Raw genomic sequence first — 18,784 nt, 5'->3', positions numbered from 1 at the left:
ACTATCAAAAAACTCAAAGCTTCAATTAACTACTAGCATTCAATAATCTCGAAATCCTTTGAACTATGAAATGAGAAAACCGAAAAAATTATTTGATTCTAAAGATAATAGCCGCTCATCGTCACCTGCCTTATATTTTAAGAAAACCCCTGAGGACGGATCGTCACTATAATTTACTCCAACTATGATAACCTCCTGCTCAGTTTTAAATGACTGGGAATAAATTGACATCATAGAAAATTGATCATCCACATCTACCTCAAACCACGGAGCGATGTTTTCAACCAAATGTGAATTAACAACCCCATCATTACCGATGTAAACCTCAAAAACAACCTCACCAGATATAAAGTAAATCCTGTCATACATCGGGTGAAAAATCGGTGGTGTATCCGAATCTATGTAGCCAGTGACAACTATATCACTCACCCCAAATTTAATTAAATGTTCACTAAACTCACTCATATATTCCATAAGCTAACGCCAGAATGAAAAATCAGATACGAAAATTTCGTTTATTATCAGACCACTAGGAATATGATTTATCGCATCGGAAATCTCATCATATGGGGATGGGAGGATAAACGAAACACCAAAATCATCATTAATAATGATGGAGCCATTGTATATTTTCTGCGACATCGTCAGCTTTATTATATCTATCACACTCATTCCGGGAAATATGATTCCATTGTAGCCCCTTGATAATGAGCATTACATCCAAGTGACAAAATGACACCGTCTTTATCAGTTACGATGGTCAAGGTATTGTCGACTGTATATGACTTTCGATCACTCCCGTCAGGTAGGAAGTGGTTTTTAATCTTAACACTAAATCTGGAGTGCATCTCATTAATATATAGTGAAATATTTTCATTTAGAACGACATTCCCTATGGAAACACCCGACACAATCCTCGCGTTAAAATCAATCATGTTAGACACCGTAATATTAAATGATTTATCAATGTGTACGGATAGATATTTCAAAATTATCAAACCTGCTCTTTTAGATACTTTTCATTCTAGACATTCAGAACCGACTGAGAATTGTCGGCTCTAGCAACATCACTTATTTTAATCATTAAAAACTAGAGTGTTTCTCTCAAGATTGTGATCTTTTATATAACTATCTTCCCATTCAAAATAATCATTCGGTGCTGTACGAGGAAAACCCTTCTCAAAATATCTATCACCATGTGACATTACCATACCCCAATAATATTCATCCTCATGACCTAACATACAGGCCTCCATGAAATTCTTGGGTGGTGTTGTAAACATAGGCGTATTGTTAATTATGTAACTTGCTTCCTCTTCACTTTTTCTTCCATAAAAAACAATCACTCCATAAATAATATGGACCCAAGAATAAAAATTCATAATGACACTTTCATTTTTACTAGATTCATTCAAAAATACCAGATTGTCAATTAATCTATTATTTTCAAACATATTAATCATTACCCACCTAGATTATACACCGTGTCACTTACTTCCAATAACGCACTAATCCGATCAATGTAACACCAGAAAATATTCGCCGAACAGTCGCCGTTGTCACATCACTCCTGCGACAACCGACGGTGCTGCCACAGGAGGCTTATAAACTCTTCGAACTATGTGGTTAGTAAGAGAGAGTATTACCCTCCTATTAAGATACTTTATCTTGGTTTAAATGGATGAAGACATTGTTTAAAGACTTCCCTCATAGTCTCGTCACTCATTTTATTTAAAGAATCATGTTGACATTTATTAATTTTGTTCATTACTGCAATCTCATTGTCCGGGTTTTGTATGTCATAAAATTTTCGCTCAAACTCTCCAAGATAATCAATAGCAATCAACTTATCAAAGAAACTATTGATTGCATAACTACCAGCATACTCTAATGATTCAACATCATCACAAGAAAACTTAACATACATTATAAGCTTCTTCAGTGCACTAATTTCAGCCTGAGTAACAATTATTTTCTTTTCATTTTCATCCACCACAGCTCCCCCTTGCCTTAATCTGATTAAAGGTTAATTTACTTCTCGTTTCATAATTCATTTTAGATACTATGGAATAAGGATTCCCCCCAGAGTAAAGGACATCTTTTAACTTCAACCTTCCATTATGAATGTATTCAAGGGCAGATGACTGTTTTATGTTACTCATTTGCACAGGATCTGCTTTAAAGATAATAGCATAATCACCTCTTCCTACATGCTTAGGATCATTAATAAGAATGTCCCGCATGACATCGTTAGGTGACATAAGTATATCTGTTATATAAACCTTCCCCTTGGCATTAGCCTCGAGAACTCCTGTTTTCATTATACTCTCAAAACCGCTTTTATCCGTATAATGTATAAAGACACTTTCACCACTCAACCCCAACGGATCCACCCACATCAGCGGGTTCGGCGCATACTGATAAAGGTTCAGCCCGCCGCGCAGCCCTATCGGATCCTGCGTGGTGAAACGCCCCACCTCGGGTTCGTAGTAGCGGAACAGGTTGTAGTGCAGGCCGCTTTCATCGTCCTGGTATTGCCCGGCGTAGCGCAGCGGCTGCTGGTATTGCGCGCCCTGCCGCTTCGCCGCGCCGGCCACCGTCTGGCCCTGCAGCTTGCCGAAGGTGTCGTATTGCCCGGACCAGCACAGGTTGCCCGCTGCATCGGTCACTTCCAGCGGCGCGCTGTTCAGATCGGTGTGGTACCAGTAAATATCCGCCGAGCGGCTGTCGCCCGCCTGCTCCAGCGCCGCCAGCGGGCTCCACGGGCTGGCCGGATCGTAGCTCCAGCTGCGGCGGCTGCCGTCGTCGCGCTGCTCCTGCAGCAACCGGTAGCCCTGCCACAGGAAACGGGTCGTCTGTTCGGTTTTGCCCTTGTAGCGCACCGCCTTGCGGCTGCGGCGGCCCAGCGCGTCGTAATGATACTGTGCCTCGAACTCGCCCTGCGGGCCGCGGCCGTGCGCCTGCACCAGCCGATTGTCGGCGTCGTAGCGGTAGTGCTGTTCATACAGGCCGTTGCGCCGGCTGATCAGGTTGCCCCAGGCATCGTAACGGTAAAACAGTTTTTGCCAGTGCGTCAGGCGATTGTCGGCGATCGGCGCCAGCGGCAGGTGCGCGTCGATATCGCTCTGCGGGCTGCGCTCGCCCAGCAGGTTATCCGCCAGATCGTACACCAGCCGCGCGCCCGGTTTGCCCTGATTGGGTTCGCGGTGTTGCAGCAAGCGGCCTGCCATACAAACCTAACCATTTGATTATATACGATTTTTAAAGAGCCAAACATTACCTTTTCACGCTTTATTTTTTTATCTCACCGAAAATCAGCTGAGAATGGACTGATGTAAAAATAGTTATTCACTTGCCTCCGAAGGAAAACAGTAAATAAATTAGATCTCTTTCTAAATTTAAAAACTATCGCTTCCAACGAAAGCCAGAAAACTTTTAGTTTACGGATTTATCAGTTACAACGAAAATAAAAAGTCCATGAAAATTTAAACCTCGCAGACATAGTAAAGGTCGGGGCATGAATTAATCCACCGACCTTTTCATGAACAATAATTACATACGTAAACTGTAAAGATCTTTTCCTTCTTCATCCATATCCAAACTGCCAAGCGCACCTAGGTCTAAGCTATATATCTTATCACTATCATCACTTAGGTTTATAAAATAACCCAAATCACCATCTTGCCCTATCAATAAAAAGTCAGGTACCGAGTCTTGAATAGCATATGTATCATTACGTTCAACTAGATCTTTATAATTAAATATATAGAGAGCCTCTCCATTTTTCTTTGTGAGTTCATATGCGTCAGAATCACCTACTTCTTCCGATAAAAATTTCTTATATAACACAGGGAATTTACACCCTATATCACTCTCTATTTTACCTAGCTCTTTTAAAATCTCATTTTTATTCACAAAAACCTCCGCATTGAAAATAAAATCTAGATATCAAAGAACGGGTTGCCGATATTCTTTTCTCTCAACCCGTCAAAGTACTTATATGCATCTCCAAGCGATTTCCTCGCTTGTTCAACAGGAACGCCAGAATCAAGCATTTCTCTATAACTAATATTAAACTCTTGTTTTAATGTTGTATCCCAACCTCCTGGTAGAGCACGCCTAGTCCGCTGAACAGCGCTAATTCCTGCATGAGGACTTCCTGAAGCTGATTTCAAGAGTGTTGCTGGCGCAGAGTTCCTTTGATATCCACCAACTCTTTTTTTAGCCCATGCATCTTGAATAGGGTGGTGACTCTGAACAAAACCATCAGTTTTGCTATTTGTGTGCCCTACAGCACGATTCGTTCCTGGTGATAAATTACCATGAGGATCCACGTCACCTGTTTTATATCCTTTCGGGGAATTGCACGCACTCAACCCCAACGGATCCACCCACATCAGCGGGTTCGGCGCATACTGATACAGGTTCAACCCACCGCGCAACCCTATCGGATCCTGCGTGGTGAAACGCCCCACCTCGGGTTCGTAGTAGCGGAACAGGTTGTAGTGCAGGCCGCTTTCGTCGTCCTGGTATTGCCCGGCGTAGCGCAGCGGCTGCTGGTATTGCGCGCCCTGCCGCTTCGCCGCGCCGGCCACCGTCTGGCCCTGCAGCTTGCCGAAGGTGTCGTATTGCCCGGACCAGCACAGGTTGCCCGCTGCATCGGTCACTTCCAGCGGCGCGCTGTTCAAATCGGTGTGATACCAGTAAATATCCGCCGAGCGGCTGTCGCCCGCCTGCTCCAGCGCCGCCAGCGGGCTCCACGGGCTGGCCGGATCGTAGCTCCAGCTGCGGCGGCTGCCGTCGTCGCGCTGCTCCTGCAGCAACCGATAACCCTGCCACAGGAAATGGGTCGTCTGTTCGGTTTTGCCCTTGTAGTGCACCGTTTTGCGGCTGCGGCGGCCCAGCGCGTCGTAATGGTACTGCGCCTCGAACTCGCCCTGCGGGCCGCGGCCGTGCGCCTGCACCAGCCGGTTGTCGGCGTCGTAGCAGTAGTGCTGTTCGTACAGACCGTTGCGCCGGCTGATCAGGTTGCCCCAGGCGTCGTAACGGTAAAACAGTTTTTGCCAGTGCGTCAGGCGGTTGTCGGCGATCGGCGCCAGCGGCAGGTGCGCGTCGATGTCGTTCTGCGGGCTGCGCTCACCCAGCAGGTTATCCGCCAGATCGTACACCACCCGCGCGCCCGGTTTGCCCTGATTGGGTTCGCGGTGTTGCAGCAGGCGGCCTGCCATACAAACTTAACCATTTGACTCTATATGATTTTTAAAGAGCCAGACATTACCTTTTCACGCTTTATTTTTTTATCTCACCGAAAATCAGCTGAGAATGGACTGATGTGAAAATAGTTTTTCACTTGCCTCCTAAGAATAACTAACGTTAAATTTTTTAATATAATTCTCAGACCGTAATCATAAGCCACCCATTTTATTTTCGCTGACACATCATCCCGATATTCCGTCACCCTATTCGAGCCACCCTTAAACTTAGATGGCTCACAATTGAATAATCCATTAGAACATCATCATTTTAAAATCAAATATCTAGCAATTTTCGCACGTGCATGTCATTACTAGGCATATATGGCGGATAACGTTCCGAGTCTTTATCAGAAACATTTTCATTATTCCCATACATATCTACTTTCTTTCTATTCCCTAACGCCCCATACACAAAATAGGTGTTTTCTAATTTTTTAACTTGCCCTTCCTGATGACCTATAATTCTCCACTCACCAGAGATTTTTTATCAAACAGACTATATGCATCCAAAATTATTGGGTGTGATCCCACTTGTGGATTTGAGAACAGACCATCCGGTACTTTCGGCTCTTTAGAGAATACATCAAATATTTCTGCCGAGTGACCAATGCTAATCTTAGATATAATCCGCCCAAAACCATAATTTTCATCTATCAGCTTAAAGCAGAATACATCACCCGGTTTAATAAATCTGAGCATTGTTCTTGATTTCTTTTCCCAACCCCAAAAATCGAGTTTACCCATCAACATTTACTTCCTAACCATTTCTTATTTCCACAAGCATCTTTAAATGCTACTGCGCGAGGTTCTGCACGGCAATTATCGATTGAATTGTATTTATTTCTTCTATTGGTCTGAGATATTTCCCCACCTATAACACCAGTGCGCGTTTTATATTTTTCTATATAATGCTGCTCATAACCACGGGCTTGACCATACTTAACGGCTTCGTAGTTTTAACACGCTACCGCCCACGCCGTTATTGGTTTAACAGCTAATAGGTACAGGTACCTACTCGATGGTATGGAGGCATCAAGTAGTCCTGTTTCGTGGTGTTCTATCAATCCAAAGGCGTCGCGCAGCGACTGTTGTTACTATGCCTCCTACCACTTCGATCTTTTTCTGCGATTCAAAACGCCCCGTTATTCATACAATATTTTAAAATTACCTGTAACATCGAAAACATGATCATAAGTACTTAACGCAACTCTTTTTTTTCCTGAACTGTATTCTTCCAGCAAATCAAAGCTTGACTCTGAATACCTCTCATAAGGGTAGTCATCAACTTTATAAATAGACATCCTTTCTATTTCACTAAAAAAGAACTCTATTTTCACATCTGCCTCATTCAAAACCTCTGGCTCGCATGCCGATAACGAAAGCAACGCTTTAACTTTAAATGTAAAAGGAGAAAGACTGATTTCATGTTCAGAAATGATCAAGGCATCTCGTCCTAGTATGATTCCATACTTAGTTTTTATTGCTTGTACATTCATTTTAAGCACATCCTCTAGTTCTAATTGACCTACCTGAATTCTTAGTTGAAAAACGCCTATTAAGATTAATTTTCGACAATTCTTCCTGTGTTGCCCACCTAGAAGGGATTTTGGCTACACCAGCCTCTTTAGCTGCATAAAGACGCCGGTTATCAAGACTAAAGACAGAATCCTTATGTGCACCTTGGGAAATTAACCTTTCTTGTACATTTTCTGGTAAATCACGCATTCTTACTTTTCTAATAGGTTCTACTTGATTGATATATGACGGATCGTTTTTCAATCTATGAATTAACTCATTAACATTCCTGCCATCATCGAAGACAGGATTAATACTGTCTTGTGAGAAAAGAACAGTTTTTGGGCTTACTGGAGATAACCCCAGCGGATCCACCCACATCAGCGGGTTCGGCGCATACTGATACAGGTTCAGCCCACCTTCCAACCCTATCGGATCCTGCGTGGTGAAACGCCCCACCTCGGGTTCGTAGTAGCGGAACAGGTTGTAGTGCAGGCCGCTTTCGTCGTCCTGATATTGCCCGGCGTAGCGCAGCGGCTGCTGATACTGCGCGCCCTGCCGCTTCGCCGCGCCGGCCACCGTCTGGCCCTGCAGCTTGCCGAAGGTGTCGTACTGCCCGGACCAGCACAGGTTGCCCGCCGCGTCGGTCACTTCCAGCGGCGCGCTGTTCAGATCGGTGTGATACCAGTAGATATCCGCCGAGCGGCTGTCGCCCGCCTGCTCCAGCGCCGCCAGTGGGCTCCACGGGCTGGCCGGATCGTAGCTCCAGCTGCGACGGCTGCCGTCGTCGCGCTGCTCCTGCAGCAACCGGTAGCCCTGCCACAGGAAACGGGTCGTCTGTGCGGTTTTGCCCTTGTAGCGCACCGCCTTGCGGCTGCGGCGGCCCAGCGCGTCGTAATGGTACTGCGCCTCGAACTCGCCCTGCGGGCCGCGGCCGTGCGCCTGCACCAGCCGATTGTCGGCGTCGTAGCGGTAGTGCTGTTCATACAGGCCGTTGCGCCGGCTGATCAGGTTGCCCCAGGCATCGTAACGGTAAAACAGTTTTTGCCAGTGCGTCAGGCGATTGTCGGCGATCGGCGCCAGCGGCAGGTGCGCGTCGATATCGCTCTGCGGGCTGCGCTCGCCCAGCAGGTTATCCGCCAGGTCGTACACCAGCCGCGCGCCCGGTTTGCCCTGATTGGGTTCGCGGTGTTGCAGCAGGCGGCCCTCGGCGTCGTAACCGTAGTGCACTTCGCCGCGCAGCGCGTCGCTCACCCCGGCCAGCTCGCCGCGGCCGGTGTAGCGATAAGCGCGCCACAGCACGCCGTCTTCCGGCCGGGTCAGTTTGTCGTGGCCGAAGGCGCTGCTCTGCCAGCTGCGGCGGCCCATGGCGTCGTAACGCCGCTGCTGCTGCAGCGCGCCCTGACTGCGGCCGGTTTCCCGGTGCAGGCGATCGCGGGTGAACTCGCTCACCACCTGCTGGTTGAATTTGATGGCGCTGGCGTGGCCGGAGCCGTAATACAACCACTGCAGGCGATCGCCCTGCGGCAGCGTCAGCGCCTGCAGGTTGGCCAGCGCATCCCACTGGTATTGCAGCTCGCCGTTCACGCCCTGCTCGCCGAGCAGCCGCCCGGCGGCGTCATAGCGCATCTGCACGCTGTCCGGCTCGATCCCCAACGCCACGCCGCTCGCCGTCGGCAGGCGGTTCAGCTCACGCAGCCGCCCCATGGCGTCGAAACGGCAATGCCATTCCGCACTGGCGTTACTGCGCCAGACCAGCTGCCCGGCCTCGTCGAAGCGGAAGCGCTGTTCGCGCTGAGTCAGCTCGCCCGCGCCGCCCGGCAGGCCGACCTCACGGTGCTCTTCCAGCAGCCCGGCCGCGCCGTAACGATAATAGTGGCGGGTGTCGTCCGGGCGTTCTTCGGCCAGCACGCGGCCCACCGCATCGTAGCTGAAGCGGTAGTCGCCGCCGTTGCCGTTCTCCAGCCGCGTCAGCCAGCCCTGCGGGCTGTAGTGATAGCGCCGGGTGCGGTTGATGCGGTCGGTGATGCTGACCGGCAACCCCAGGGCGTTGTACTGCCAGCGGGTCAGGCTGCCCAGCGCGTCCTGATGTTCGGCCAGCTGGCCGTGCGCATTCCAGTTAAAACGCTCTTCGCCGCCGTCCGGGTGGATCAGGGTGTGCAGGCGCCCGCCGTTATCCCATAGGTAGCGCGTCTGGTGGCCTTCGGCATCGGTCTGCGCCGTCAGTTGCCCCAGCGCATCGTAGGTATAAGCCGTGACGCTGCCGGAACAGTCGGTGTAGCGCGTCAGCTGGCCGCGGGCGTCCCACTCCAGCTTCACTTCCCCGCCCAGCGCGTCGATCACACTGGCCGGCAGGCTCTCTTCGTCATCCGGATAGCGGTACAGCGTGGCATTGCCCAGGGCATCGACATAACGCGTCGGGCGCCCCAGCGTGTCCCAGTGCTGCGCCTCGCTGCTGCCATCCGGGTACGCGACGGCGAACAGCCGGCCGCTGTTGCGCGAATATTGATAGCGCGTCACGCGGCCGAGCGGATCGGTCTCCGACAGCAGGCGGCCATAAGGATCCCATTCGCTCTGGCGCTGCGCGCCGCCGGGCAGCAGCACGCTGCACAGCTCGCCGCGTTGGTAGATAAAACCGTAGCGGCGCTGGTCGAAATCGGTGTACTGCGCCACGTTGTCGTCGTCATCCAGCCGCCACTCCGCGCGCTTGCCGTCGCCGCGCACCGCGCTGCGGCGCCCGCCGGCGAAGTCGTAACCGAACTCAAGGGATTCTCCGGCGCTGTTGCGGTAGGCCGTCACGCGCGGCACGCCGTCGATCTCTTGCCATTGGTATTCGTTCAGCAGCCCGGCGGCGTCCTGGTGGCTGATCATCAGGCCGTCGCGCCAGCCAAAGCGGCGCGTCACCTCACCGGCGCGGTTGCTCACCGTCGTCAGTTGGCCCTGCTCATCGTAACCGTAGCGCGCCAGCGTCCGTTCGCCTTCGGCGGTTTGCAGCGCCACTTCGCGCAGGCGGCCCTGCGCATAGCGGCACATCAGGCGCTGCCCGGCGCTGTCCACCAGTTCGCTCAGCAGCCCCTCGTCGTCGTAAAACAGCGAGGTGGCGTTGCCGATGGCGTCGGTGATCATGCTGAGCCGGCTCGGCTGCTCGCCCGCCAGCGGCGGGTAGTGGAAAATCTGTTCGCCGACGTCAAACAGCTGCCAGCTGCCGTCATCGTTGTGCATCAGCCAGCATTTTTCGGCTTCGCAGTAAGTTTTGTGGCCGCGCGGCACCATAGGGAAAGCGACGAAGTCGCCGGAAGGCGCGCGCCACACCAGGCCGTCCTGATACGGCTGCAGGCTGCTCTCCCAGAACAGATTCCAGCCGCGGCCCAGTACGCTGTCGCCGGGGTTGCCGCTGCGCCAATAGCGCTGCCAGGCGACCGGCAGGCGCGATGGCAGCACGAAATCGAGATCGTCTTCGCCGTCGAGGAATTTCTGGCCGCTGACGATATCCACCGGCCGGGCGATAATGCCAACCGCGGCGGTCGCGGTCATCAGGGTGCCGGCACGGCAGGCGATGCGCGCCAGTTTGTTGATGCCGGGCAGCTTGCCCAGCAGTTTGCCGAGCGCCCCCAACTTGCCGGCGGCGCCGCCCACGCCGCCCACCAGGCCGGCGAACAGCAGCGTCAGGTCAGAGACCTTGTACAGCCAATCCGGCACTTCGGGCTTGATCGGCAAGGTGGTGACGGTGCCGCCGCCGATAAACACGTTGGGCGAACCTTCCATCACCTGCGCGTCGCAGTTGGTTTTGTCCCCCACGCGCGAGGCGGGCTGGCCGTTGATGCTGACCTTGTCGGAGCCCTGCGCCATCTGCATGCTCGGGCCGTCGTCGCTGCAGGCCACCTGGCTATTGGTGGCGAGCGCGGCGGGTTTGCCGTTGATGAAAACGTTGGGGGAACCGGTGACGATATTGCCTTTGGGGGTCAGGCTACCGGCACCGGCGTCGGCAATGCCGTCGCGCGCCGCGGTGGCCGCCTCCCCGGTGAGATACCCCACCGCCAGGCTGGCGCCGATAAGCAGCACGCCGACGCCGATACAGGAGGCCGCCAGGCCGGCGACGAACAGCGCCCCCGCCGCCACCGCGCCTGCGGCGGCGATCAGGCCGCCGACAAGGGTGCCGGCAATCATGCCGGCCAGGGCATGGGAATGCCCGATAATATCGCCGACGCGAGCCGCTTCGGTCATCGTAAGGTCCTTTTACGCAAAGAGTTCATCGTTAGGCCGCCCGGTAGCTGCTCAGCACCTGCTGCAGCAGCGCGTCGTCTTGTGGCGTCAGCTTGCGCGCCATCGCCAGGGTGAACACCAGCACCCGGCCTTCCGCCAGGGCGAACACCGCCTGGTTCTGCCAGATGCGTTTGCCGTCGCGCAGGTAGCTGGCGCGCACCCATTCACCGGCGGCCAGCCCATCGCCCAGCGTCGCCGGCTCGCGGCTTTTGAACGCCCAACCTTTCAGCCCCTGTGCCAGCGCATCGAGCTGGCGGGTGACGTAGCCTTCCAGGTTCTCCGCCGGCTGCAGCGCATCGCGGGAAATATTGACTGAGGGGGAAACATCATCGCCGGCCAACAGGACGTTGACCGTGCGATCGGCATAGCCTTCCGGCAAAGCGACGCTGCCTTCGCTGAAAGCGCAGCGGGATAAAGCGGACATGCGAGGATCCTTTTGCATAAATAATGCTTAAGCATCGCATAACTTAGCCTTGAAATAAAACCATCAGGCGCCGCCAATGTTGCGCGGCGTGACCGCGTTCACTGTGAAAAAGAGCGTTGCCCGGAATCTGGCCGGGAATCAAACCGTCATATACAGAATTATCTGAAACCACTGGCGCGCCGCCGCGCCGATTATGGCTATACTCGGCTCTCGTCCGTTTTCAGGAGATCAGGATGCTGAGATTCACCCGTAGTGCGCTGCTGTGCGCCGCGCTGGCCGCGTTCAACGCCGGCGCCGCCGAAACGCCGACGTTCGGCCCGGAGCTGCAGGGCTTTCACTACCCCTACCCGTTGCAGCAGTTCAGCTTCACCTCGCAGGGGCAGCCGTTAAAAATGGGCTATATGGACGTGCCGCCGGAAGGCGCCGCCAACGGCCGCACCGCGCTGTTGCTGCACGGTAAAAACTTCTGCGCCGCCACCTGGCAGGACACCATCAAGGCACTGAGCAAGGCCGGCTACCGCGTGATCGCGCCGAACCAAATCGGCTTTTGCTCCTCTACCAAGCCGGCGCATTACCAGTACAGCTTCCAGCAGCTGGCGCAAAATACCCACGGCCTGCTGCAGAACCTGAACATCAGCAAGGCCATCGTCATCGGCCACTCCACCGGCGGCATGCTGGCCACGCGCTACAGCCTGATGTATCCGCAGGCGGTGGAACAGCTGGTGATGGTCAACCCGATCGGCCTCGAGGACTGGAAGGCGAAAGGCGTGCCGTGGCGCAGCGTCGATCAATGGTTCGCGCGCGAGCTGAACACCACCGCCGAGGGCATCCGCAATTATGAGCAGCACACCTACTACGGCGGCCGCTGGAAGCCGGAGTACGATCGCTGGGTGGATATGCTGGCCGGGCTGAACAACGGGCCGGGCCACCGCCTGGTGGCGTGGAACTCGGCGCTGATCTACGACATGATCTTCACCCAGCCGGTGTACTACGAGTTCAAGGATCTGCAAACCCCCACCACGCTGATGATCGGCACCGCCGACACCACCGCCATCGGCAGCGATATCGCCCCGCCGGCAGTCAAGGCCAAAATCGGGCATTACGCGGTGCTGGGCAAACAGGCGGCGAAACTCATCCCGCACGCCACGCTGATCGAGTTCGCCGGGCTGGGCCATGCGCCGCAAATGGAGGAGCCGGCGCGCTTCCATCAGGCGTTGCTCAAGGCGCTGCAACCCTGAGCGGCCGGTTGGCGCGGCCGCCGCACGGCGGCTAAACTTTCAGCTGGCACTCAACTGCAGGAGACAGCCATGCGACAGATTATTGCCAGCGCGTTCGTCAGCCTCGACGGCGTGATGCAGGCGCCCGGCGGGCAAGACGAAGACCGCAGCGGCGGCTTTCGCTTCGGCGGCTGGACCGCGCCCTATTGGGATGACGCCGTCGCGGAAACGATGAGCGATCTTTTCTCTGCGCCTTTCGATCTGCTGCTCGGGCGGCGCACCTACGATATCTTCGCCGGCTACTGGCCGCATATCACCGACGAGGCCGACCCGTTTTCCGCCGACATCGCCCGCGTGTTCAATCAGGCCACCAAGTACGTCGCCACCCACCACGGCGAGACGCTGACGTGGGAGAACAGCCAGTGGCTGGGGCAAGACATCCTCGCCCGGCTGCGCGAGCTGAAGCGCACCCAGGGGCCGGTGCTGCTGGTGCAGGGCAGCAGCACGCTGATGCAACAGCTGCTGGCCAACGATCTGGTGGATGAACTGCGCTTGCTCACCTACCCGGTGCTGCTCGGCGGCGGCAAGCGGCTGTTCGATGACAACGCGGCGCCGGCGGCCTTCACGCTGGCCCACTCGGTGGTCTCACCCGGCGGCGTGATCGTGGCTCATTACCGCCGTTCCGGCGAGGTAACGACCGGTTCCTTCGTGGCGGAAAGCGCGGCGGCGGCCCAGCCGTAAAAAAAGGGCCGTTCGGCCCTTTTCTCTTTCCCCTTCATCACCTCAGGCAAACAAAATATCGCTCTGTTCGACCTGCCCGACCACGTGGATCTTGAAGTCGGCGGCGTAGCTGTTGCTCTGGGTGTTCATCAGCAGATCGGTGGTGCCGTTGAAGGCGTCGAAGTTGAGCTGGATCTCGCCTTTCTGGCCGCTGAAGACGCTGCCGCTGTCGATAAAGCGCAGCTCGCTCAGGCTGTTGTTGAAGCGCAGGCCGGAGAGATCGATCTTGTCGATGCCGTGCTCGAAGTCTTCAATCACGTCGAACGCCGCCACCGTGGACTCTTTGGCATTGAGGTAGACGAAATAGTCGGTGAAGTTATTGGCATCTTTGCCGCCCCACAGATGATCCGCCCCCAGGCCGCCGTACAGGATATCGGAGCCGGCGTTGCCCGCCAGCAGGTTGTCCTGATCGTTGCCGATGATCACATCGCGCCCGCTGCCGCCGATGGCGTTCTCGATGATCGCCCCGCGCGCGATGGCGACGTTCTGCGTGCCGCCGCCGACGCTGGAGAACGCGCCGTCGTTCAGATTGATCATCTGCTGCTGGCTGTAGCCGGAGAAGTCCAGCGTGTCGTTGCCGCCGGCGTCCCACACCGCGAAGTTGACCGGTTTGCCGTTGTCCGCCGTGGCGGTCAGGAAATCGCGCCCGGTGTTGGAGTTGAAGCCGTACACCGTGTCGCCGGTGCGGGTGCTCATGTTGGCGCCGTACAATTTTTGGATCGCGGCGATGTCATCCACCATCGGGCCATAGCCATAGACCCCTTTGGTGTCGGCGCCGGTGTAACCGGCGTTGAAATAGCTCATGATCGAGTATTGCAACGAATCCTGATAATAGGCGGCATCGTTCTGGTAGCTCGGGTTGCCCAACGACGCGTCATAAGATCCCGGGTGTGCCAGCCCCAGGGCATGCCCCAGCTCGTGGGTGAAGGTCTGGCTGCTGAAGTCACCGCTAACCGGCGCCTGATGGGTGGCAAAGTTCTTGTTGAACCACACCGTGCCCGCAAAGGCGTTATCGCTGCCCGATTTGGAACTCGGCGGGTAATAGGCGTACGCGTTGATGGCATTCGGGCCGCTGCCGGCGGCGGTGCTGCCGTCGGCGCGCTGGGTGAAGTAAGCGAAGGTGATGTCCGCGCGGTGGTTGATATCGGTGGACGCCGCCTCGGTAAAGGTCACGTTCGCCACGTCGGCCCACGCCTGCATCGATTTCAGCGCCTGAGCCTGCGCCGCCTGGGTCAACGGCTGCAACCCCTTGTCGCCGTCACCGGTCTGGCCGATGCGGTTCAGCGCGCTCTGCGTCAGGAAGGAATAGGTCAGCGCGACCGGCTGGTGATACACCTGGTCGCCGTTGTGCGTCAGGCCCGGCCGCGTCAACTGATCGGCGGCGCGATCGAAGCTGAAGTTATCGCGGATTTTACCCAAATTATTAATCGCCGCCCCGCCGCGCTGGTTGCTGTACAGGTTAGCGTTGTCCAGCGTGAACAGCGCGCCGTAGCCCAATCCGTCATAGGGGCTGCCGGGCTGGTGATAGTAAAACTGATAGTTATGATCGTTGGGGGATGTGGCGGCCAGGCTGGTGAACTCATCGTCATCTTGCAAAATGTCGTTGTGGCGACTGCGCATTGTATTCTCCTTTTACACAATAGGAACCCACTCGCTTTGTAAGACTATTCATCAGTCGTTCTAATCTAAGCCAAGGCTTAGGAATGACCAGTATAGTGACTCACCCCGCTGGCGCGAGCCCACCCGGCCTGGCTTCACCGCGCCGGGCATAGAGATGGAGATACGCATAACAATTTGTATTCTCACTATATTAATGAGAAAAATGAGCGTATTAACGGGTTAATTATTCGTCTTTTTGCGTATTTTATCACCGATCAGATCAGAATAATCGAGGATTAAAAAACCTAATCCTTCCCTCATCATCAAGATAGGTACGTGCTAAAGTGTGAACGGACAGCCGAAAGGAGTGACCCGATGCCAACCCATTTCCTTATGCGCGCCTTGCGCCGCGCCAGCCTGACAGGAGTCGTTATGAGCATATTGTGCAGCAGTGCCCTGGGCAGTTCACTGCCGTTGCTGGAACCCGCCGCGCTGAAGGGCGACTGGCAGCTCGCCGCCATCGGCGACGGTAAAACCGTCTGCGAGGTGCAGCTGAGCGACGAAGCGGTGGCCAACACCAACGCTTTCCGTTTCAGCGCCTCCGCCCAATGCCTGCAGCCGCTGGCGCTGCACGCGCTGCCGGTCGCCTGGCGGCCGACGCCGGACGGCATGACGCTGACCGACGCCGAAGGGAGCATGGTGGCGTTTCTGGCCCTGACCGCGCCGAAGCGCTATGAGCTGATCGACCGCAACGGCCCTTCGCGCTTTGTACTGATCCCGCGCTAACCCTTCAGGCGAACAGTAACCCGAGCAGCGCGCCGCCCGCCAGCACCCACAGCGGATGGAGGCGCTTGCTCATGCTCAACCCCGTCGCCAGCGCCACGATTGCCGCCAGCCGCCAGCTGGGCGCGGAAGCCTCGGCGATCAAGATACCGCTGGCCGCCACCAACCCCACGGTCAGCGGCACCAGTCCGGCCTGCACGATGCGGCGCCACGGGCGATCCTTAAAGCGCCGCCAGGCGCCCATCACCAATAGCGTAACGATGGAAGACGGCCCGAACTTGGCGATCGAAGACACTAACAGCCCCGCCCAGCCGGCGACGTGCCAGCCGACCAGCGGCACGATCATCATGTTCGGCCCCGGCGCGGCCTGCGCCATGGCGAACAGCGCGCTGAACTCCTGGGCGCTCATCCACTGATGCACCTCAACCACCTGCCGCTGCATTTCCGGCAGAATGGTCATGCCGCCGCCGAACGCCAATAAAGAAAGCTCGGTGAAGATCAGCGCCAACGCAATCAACACCCCGCTCATGACGGCCACCGCCACATCAGCAAAATGCTCAGCGGCGCCAGCACCAGCATGGTCGGCAACAGCGGCAGGCGCAGCCAGGCGATGGCGATCAGCGCCAGCGCGACGATCGCCAGCGCCGGCCATTTACCGCGCAGCGGCAGCAGCATCTTGAGCCCGGTCGACAGCAGCAGCCCGGCGGCGGCGGCGGCCAGCCCGGCGAACACATGCTGCACATGCGGATCGTTTTGGAAGCGGGCGTACACCACGCCTAGCCCCACCACGATCGCCGTCGGCGCGCTGATGAGGCCCAGCAAGGCGCACAGCGCGCCGCGCAGCCCGCGAAACTCCATGCCCACCGCCACCGACAGGTTGATCACATTGCCGCCGGGTAGGAACTGGCACAGACCGAGCAGCTCGGTAAACTGTTCGCCGCTCAGCCAGCGCCGGCGCTCCACCAGCATACTGCGCGCCATCGGCAGCACGCCGCCGAAGCCGATCAGCCCCAGCCAGAGAAAGCCCAAAAACAGCTCCGCATTACCCGGCGCTGCCGCCGGGTGCGGTTTTAACGTATTGATATCTGACATGACATTGCCGTTCCACATCGCTTGTTTTGATGTCTGGTATCATGCGCGCCGCCGTGCCATGATGTCTAATGCATTCCGGAGAAACTAACAATACCTTTGAGGTATGGCTATGATCGAACTGCGTCGCCTGCGGGCATTCGTCACCGTGGTGGAAGAAGGCAACATCACCCGCGCCGCCGAGCGGCTGTTTATCCAACAGCCGCCGCTGACCCGCCTGCTGCAGGGGCTGGAAGACGAACTGGGCGTAACCTTGTTGCAGCGTCTGCCGCGCGGCGTGCGCGTCACCGAAGCGGGGGGCGTGCTGTTTGAAGAGGCCCGCGCCCTGCTGGCGCGCGCCGAACGCCTGCGCGAAGCGGTACAGCGCGCCGCCCGCGGCGAGCAGGGCCACATCGCCATCGGTTTCACCAGCTCCGCGGCGCTGCACCCGTTCGTGCCCAACCTGCTGCGCCGCTATCGCGATATCCTGCCGGGCATCACCACCCAGTTGGAAGAAGCCGGCAGCGGCGAACTGATGGAGGCGTTGCTGGAACAGCGCCTCGACGCCGCCTTCGTGCGTTCGCCGGCCAACGGCATTCCCGGCCTGAGCGTCGAGCCGGTGCTCAGCGAGCCGATGATCGTCGCCCTGCCGCTGGGCCACCGGCTGGCGCAAGAAACGCAGCAGCCGCTGCCGCTGGCCGAACTGGCCCACGAGGCGTTTATTCTCTATCGCCGCCCGGCCGGCCAGGGGCTGTACGACGCCATCCTGGCCGCCTGCCACCGCGCCGGCTTCAGCCCGCGCATCGTGCAGGAAGCGCCACGCCTGCCGGCCACCCTCAGCCTGGTCGGCGCCGGGCTGGGGTTGTCAATCGTGCCCGGCTCGATGCGGCGGCTGGGCGGCGACGGCATTGTCTACCGCACTCTCGCCGCAGAAGCGCAGCTCAGCGCCCCGCTTTACCTGGCGCTGCGCCGCAGCCCGGCCTCGCCGATCGTCGAGCGCTTTCGCGAACTGGTCGCCGAGGCGGTTCAGGCCTCGGGCTGATCGGTGATGCGCGTCAGATGGATCATCAAATACAGCAGCTCATCGTTCGACATCTCCATTTGCAGCAGATTCTTCACGTAATCGCGGATCAATAGCGCGCCACGATAGGCATGCGGGTACTCGGCCGTCATCTGGGCAAACAGAAAATCGGCCTTCGAGGTCATCTGTTTGCCGTCGAGCATGCGCTGGATAAAGAACTGCATATGCACTAAAAAGCGCGCGTAGTTCAGCGAATCGGTGTCGATATTGAGGCGAAAGTGATACTTGATGATATTGAAAATATCTTTCAGCATCTTCACCGCCAGCAACGTGTGCTCCATGTTTTGCACTTCGGTCTGGCCGTTGACCAGGTGAAAGGCGATATTGCCCGCTTCCTCTTCAGGCAGATGGATATTCAGCCGCTGGTTAATGTAGGCCAACGCTTGCAGCCCCACCGCAAACTCTCGCGGGTAGAAACGCTTCACCTCGAACAGCAGGCGGTTTTGGATGGCGATACCCTTGTGATGACGTTCGATAGCAAAACTGACGTGATCCACTAGCGTAAAGAAAATCTGTTCATTAATGTTGCCGTTCAGTTGGCGGTTGGCCTCACTGAGGATCATCTGCACAATTTCGATGTGCTCCGTCGGGGCAGTTTCAATCAGCCGCAGATAATCGCGCCCTTTTTGCCCCTCCTGCACCACATACACTTTCTCAATGGCGGCCGAGTTGATCTCGTCTCCGGTTTTGCTGTTAAAACCAATTCCCTTGCCCATGACGATAACCTCACGGTTATCGTCGTCCGCGGTTAACACCAGACTGTTGTTGAGCACCTTAATGACTTTCATCGTCTCGGCCG

At 56.0% G+C, this 18,784-nt stretch carries 16 protein-coding genes and 2 pseudogenes; 4 read left to right on the top strand and 14 right to left on the bottom strand.

The features are described 5' to 3' along the window. Positions 1 to 63: 63 nt before the first annotated feature. The 10 genes and pseudogenes from GUC32_RS11620 to GUC32_RS11575 form a co-directional block, all read right to left on the bottom strand. Positions 64 to 474 carry a hypothetical protein gene (locus tag GUC32_RS11620; RefSeq protein ID WP_049203994.1) on the bottom strand — a complete coding sequence of 137 codons (411 nt, stop codon included), beginning with the start codon at positions 472 to 474 and terminating at the stop codon, positions 64 to 66. Between the two features lie 602 nt (positions 475 to 1,076). Further along, positions 1,077 to 1,463: a hypothetical protein gene (locus tag GUC32_RS11615; protein ID WP_145957797.1), complete on the bottom strand. Its 387-nt coding sequence runs from the start codon at positions 1,461 to 1,463 to the stop codon at positions 1,077 to 1,079. A gap of 200 nt (positions 1,464 to 1,663) precedes the next feature. Next, on the bottom strand, positions 1,664 to 1,993 hold the full coding sequence (locus GUC32_RS11610) for a hypothetical protein (protein ID WP_369435741.1): 330 nt from the start codon (positions 1,991 to 1,993) through the stop codon (positions 1,664 to 1,666). After that, positions 1,986 to 3,224, bottom strand: a pseudogene (locus tag GUC32_RS11605) (RHS repeat domain-containing protein); the annotation flags it as partial. The pseudogene GUC32_RS11605 and the gene GUC32_RS11610, both read right to left, overlap by 8 nt. Positions 3,225 to 3,552: 328 nt before the next feature. After that, a complete protein-coding gene (locus GUC32_RS11600; RefSeq protein ID WP_197826670.1) occupies positions 3,553 to 3,915 on the bottom strand; it encodes an SMI1/KNR4 family protein in 363 nt (120 codons plus the stop codon). A gap of 26 nt (positions 3,916 to 3,941) precedes the next feature. Further along, positions 3,942 to 5,222, bottom strand: a pseudogene (locus GUC32_RS11595) (RHS repeat-associated core domain-containing protein); the annotation flags it as partial. A gap of 489 nt (positions 5,223 to 5,711) precedes the next feature. After that, positions 5,712 to 5,999 (bottom strand): Imm26 family immunity protein, encoded by a 288-nt coding sequence (locus GUC32_RS11590; protein ID WP_369435740.1) that lies wholly within the window; start codon positions 5,997 to 5,999, stop codon positions 5,712 to 5,714. A gap of 398 nt (positions 6,000 to 6,397) precedes the next feature. Then, entirely contained in the window at positions 6,398 to 6,751 is a 354-nt protein-coding gene (locus GUC32_RS11585; protein WP_049295562.1) for a hypothetical protein, read from the bottom strand. Between the two features lies 1 nt (position 6,752). After that, on the bottom strand, positions 6,753 to 10,994 hold the full coding sequence (locus GUC32_RS11580) for an RHS repeat-associated core domain-containing protein (protein WP_369435739.1): 4,242 nt from the start codon (positions 10,992 to 10,994) through the stop codon (positions 6,753 to 6,755). Positions 10,995 to 11,025: 31 nt separating this feature from the next. Continuing rightward, the gene (locus tag GUC32_RS11575) at positions 11,026 to 11,457 is read right to left on the bottom strand and encodes a DcrB-related protein (protein WP_049207056.1); all 432 of its coding nucleotides are present in this window, start codon (positions 11,455 to 11,457) and stop codon (positions 11,026 to 11,028) included. Between the two features lie 233 nt (positions 11,458 to 11,690). Between GUC32_RS11575 and GUC32_RS11570 the strand changes: the two genes are divergently transcribed. Then, the gene (locus tag GUC32_RS11570) at positions 11,691 to 12,695 is read left to right on the top strand and encodes an alpha/beta fold hydrolase (RefSeq protein WP_369435738.1); all 1,005 of its coding nucleotides are present in this window, start codon (positions 11,691 to 11,693) and stop codon (positions 12,693 to 12,695) included. A 69-nt stretch (positions 12,696 to 12,764) separates the two neighbouring features. Next, positions 12,765 to 13,415, top strand: a complete 651-nt coding sequence (locus tag GUC32_RS11565; protein ID WP_369435737.1) for a dihydrofolate reductase family protein — start codon at positions 12,765 to 12,767, stop codon at positions 13,413 to 13,415. A gap of 42 nt (positions 13,416 to 13,457) precedes the next feature. Here GUC32_RS11565 and GUC32_RS11560 read toward each other — a convergent pair whose 3' ends face one another. Next, complete coding sequence (locus tag GUC32_RS11560) at positions 13,458 to 15,074, bottom strand: serralysin family metalloprotease (RefSeq protein WP_369435736.1); 1,617 nt, start codon at positions 15,072 to 15,074, stop codon at positions 13,458 to 13,460. Positions 15,075 to 15,485: 411 nt separating this feature from the next. On the opposite strand from GUC32_RS11560, the gene GUC32_RS11555 reads away from it, so the two are divergent. Further along, the gene (locus GUC32_RS11555; RefSeq protein WP_016927814.1) at positions 15,486 to 15,839 is read left to right on the top strand and encodes a protease inhibitor Inh/omp19 family protein; all 354 of its coding nucleotides are present in this window, start codon (positions 15,486 to 15,488) and stop codon (positions 15,837 to 15,839) included. A gap of 4 nt (positions 15,840 to 15,843) precedes the next feature. Here GUC32_RS11555 and GUC32_RS11550 read toward each other — a convergent pair whose 3' ends face one another. Both GUC32_RS11550 and GUC32_RS11545 read right to left on the bottom strand, forming a co-directional pair. Further along, positions 15,844 to 16,365 carry a chromate transporter gene (locus tag GUC32_RS11550; protein WP_025302761.1) on the bottom strand — a complete coding sequence of 174 codons (522 nt, stop codon included), beginning with the start codon at positions 16,363 to 16,365 and terminating at the stop codon, positions 15,844 to 15,846. Beyond that, a complete protein-coding gene (locus GUC32_RS11545) occupies positions 16,362 to 16,928 on the bottom strand; it encodes a chromate transporter (RefSeq protein ID WP_127145882.1) in 567 nt (188 codons plus the stop codon). The genes GUC32_RS11550 and GUC32_RS11545 overlap by 4 nt, the downstream gene beginning before the upstream one ends. Positions 16,929 to 17,031: 103 nt before the next feature. Between GUC32_RS11545 and GUC32_RS11540 the strand changes: the two genes are divergently transcribed. Then, positions 17,032 to 17,946, top strand: a complete 915-nt coding sequence (locus GUC32_RS11540) for a LysR family transcriptional regulator (RefSeq protein WP_142590406.1) — start codon at positions 17,032 to 17,034, stop codon at positions 17,944 to 17,946. Here the strand turns inward: GUC32_RS11540 and licT are convergent. Then, entirely contained in the window at positions 17,931 to 18,773 is an 843-nt protein-coding gene (gene licT, locus GUC32_RS11535; protein WP_049295550.1) for a BglG family transcription antiterminator LicT, read from the bottom strand. The genes GUC32_RS11540 and licT overlap by 16 nt on opposite strands. Positions 18,774 to 18,784: the final 11 nt, after the last annotated feature.

This window comes from Serratia sp. NGAS9 (genome assembly GCF_009905295.1).
GTDB classification, from domain to species: domain Bacteria; phylum Pseudomonadota; class Gammaproteobacteria; order Enterobacterales; family Enterobacteriaceae; genus Serratia; species Serratia bockelmannii.
Note: the sequence above shows the minus strand (reverse complement) of the source record. Positions and strands in the feature narration are given on the sequence as shown.

What these genes read in the sequence shown, in the direction of transcription:
- GUC32_RS11565 (WP_369435737.1), top strand. Translation starts at nt 12,765, where the DNA reads ATGCGACAGATTATTGCCAGCGCGTTCGTCAGCCTCGACGGCGTGATG.
- GUC32_RS11540 (WP_142590406.1), top strand. Translation starts at nt 17,032, where the DNA reads ATGGCTATGATCGAACTGCGTCGCCTGCGGGCATTCGTCACCGTGGTG.
- GUC32_RS11550 (WP_025302761.1), bottom strand. Translation starts at nt 16,365, where the DNA reads ATGAGCGGGGTGTTGATTGCGTTGGCGCTGATCTTCACCGAGCTTTCT.
- GUC32_RS11615 (WP_145957797.1), bottom strand. Translation starts at nt 1,463, where the DNA reads ATGATTAATATGTTTGAAAATAATAGATTAATTGACAATCTGGTATTT.
- GUC32_RS11545 (WP_127145882.1), bottom strand. Translation starts at nt 16,928, where the DNA reads ATGTCAGATATCAATACGTTAAAACCGCACCCGGCGGCAGCGCCGGGT.
- GUC32_RS11555 (WP_016927814.1), top strand. Translation starts at nt 15,486, where the DNA reads ATGAGCATATTGTGCAGCAGTGCCCTGGGCAGTTCACTGCCGTTGCTG.
- GUC32_RS11585 (WP_049295562.1), bottom strand. Translation starts at nt 6,751, where the DNA reads ATGAATGTACAAGCAATAAAAACTAAGTATGGAATCATACTAGGACGA.
- GUC32_RS11580 (WP_369435739.1), bottom strand. Translation starts at nt 10,994, where the DNA reads ATGACCGAAGCGGCTCGCGTCGGCGATATTATCGGGCATTCCCATGCC.
- GUC32_RS11560 (WP_369435736.1), bottom strand. Translation starts at nt 15,074, where the DNA reads ATGCGCAGTCGCCACAACGACATTTTGCAAGATGACGATGAGTTCACC.
- GUC32_RS11590 (WP_369435740.1), bottom strand. Translation starts at nt 5,999, where the DNA reads ATGGGTAAACTCGATTTTTGGGGTTGGGAAAAGAAATCAAGAACAATG.
- GUC32_RS11575 (WP_049207056.1), bottom strand. Translation starts at nt 11,457, where the DNA reads ATGTCCGCTTTATCCCGCTGCGCTTTCAGCGAAGGCAGCGTCGCTTTG.
- GUC32_RS11620 (WP_049203994.1), bottom strand. Translation starts at nt 474, where the DNA reads ATGGAATATATGAGTGAGTTTAGTGAACATTTAATTAAATTTGGGGTG.
- GUC32_RS11570 (WP_369435738.1), top strand. Translation starts at nt 11,691, where the DNA reads ATGCTGAGATTCACCCGTAGTGCGCTGCTGTGCGCCGCGCTGGCCGCG.
- licT (WP_049295550.1), bottom strand. Translation starts at nt 18,773, where the DNA reads ATGAAAGTCATTAAGGTGCTCAACAACAGTCTGGTGTTAACCGCGGAC.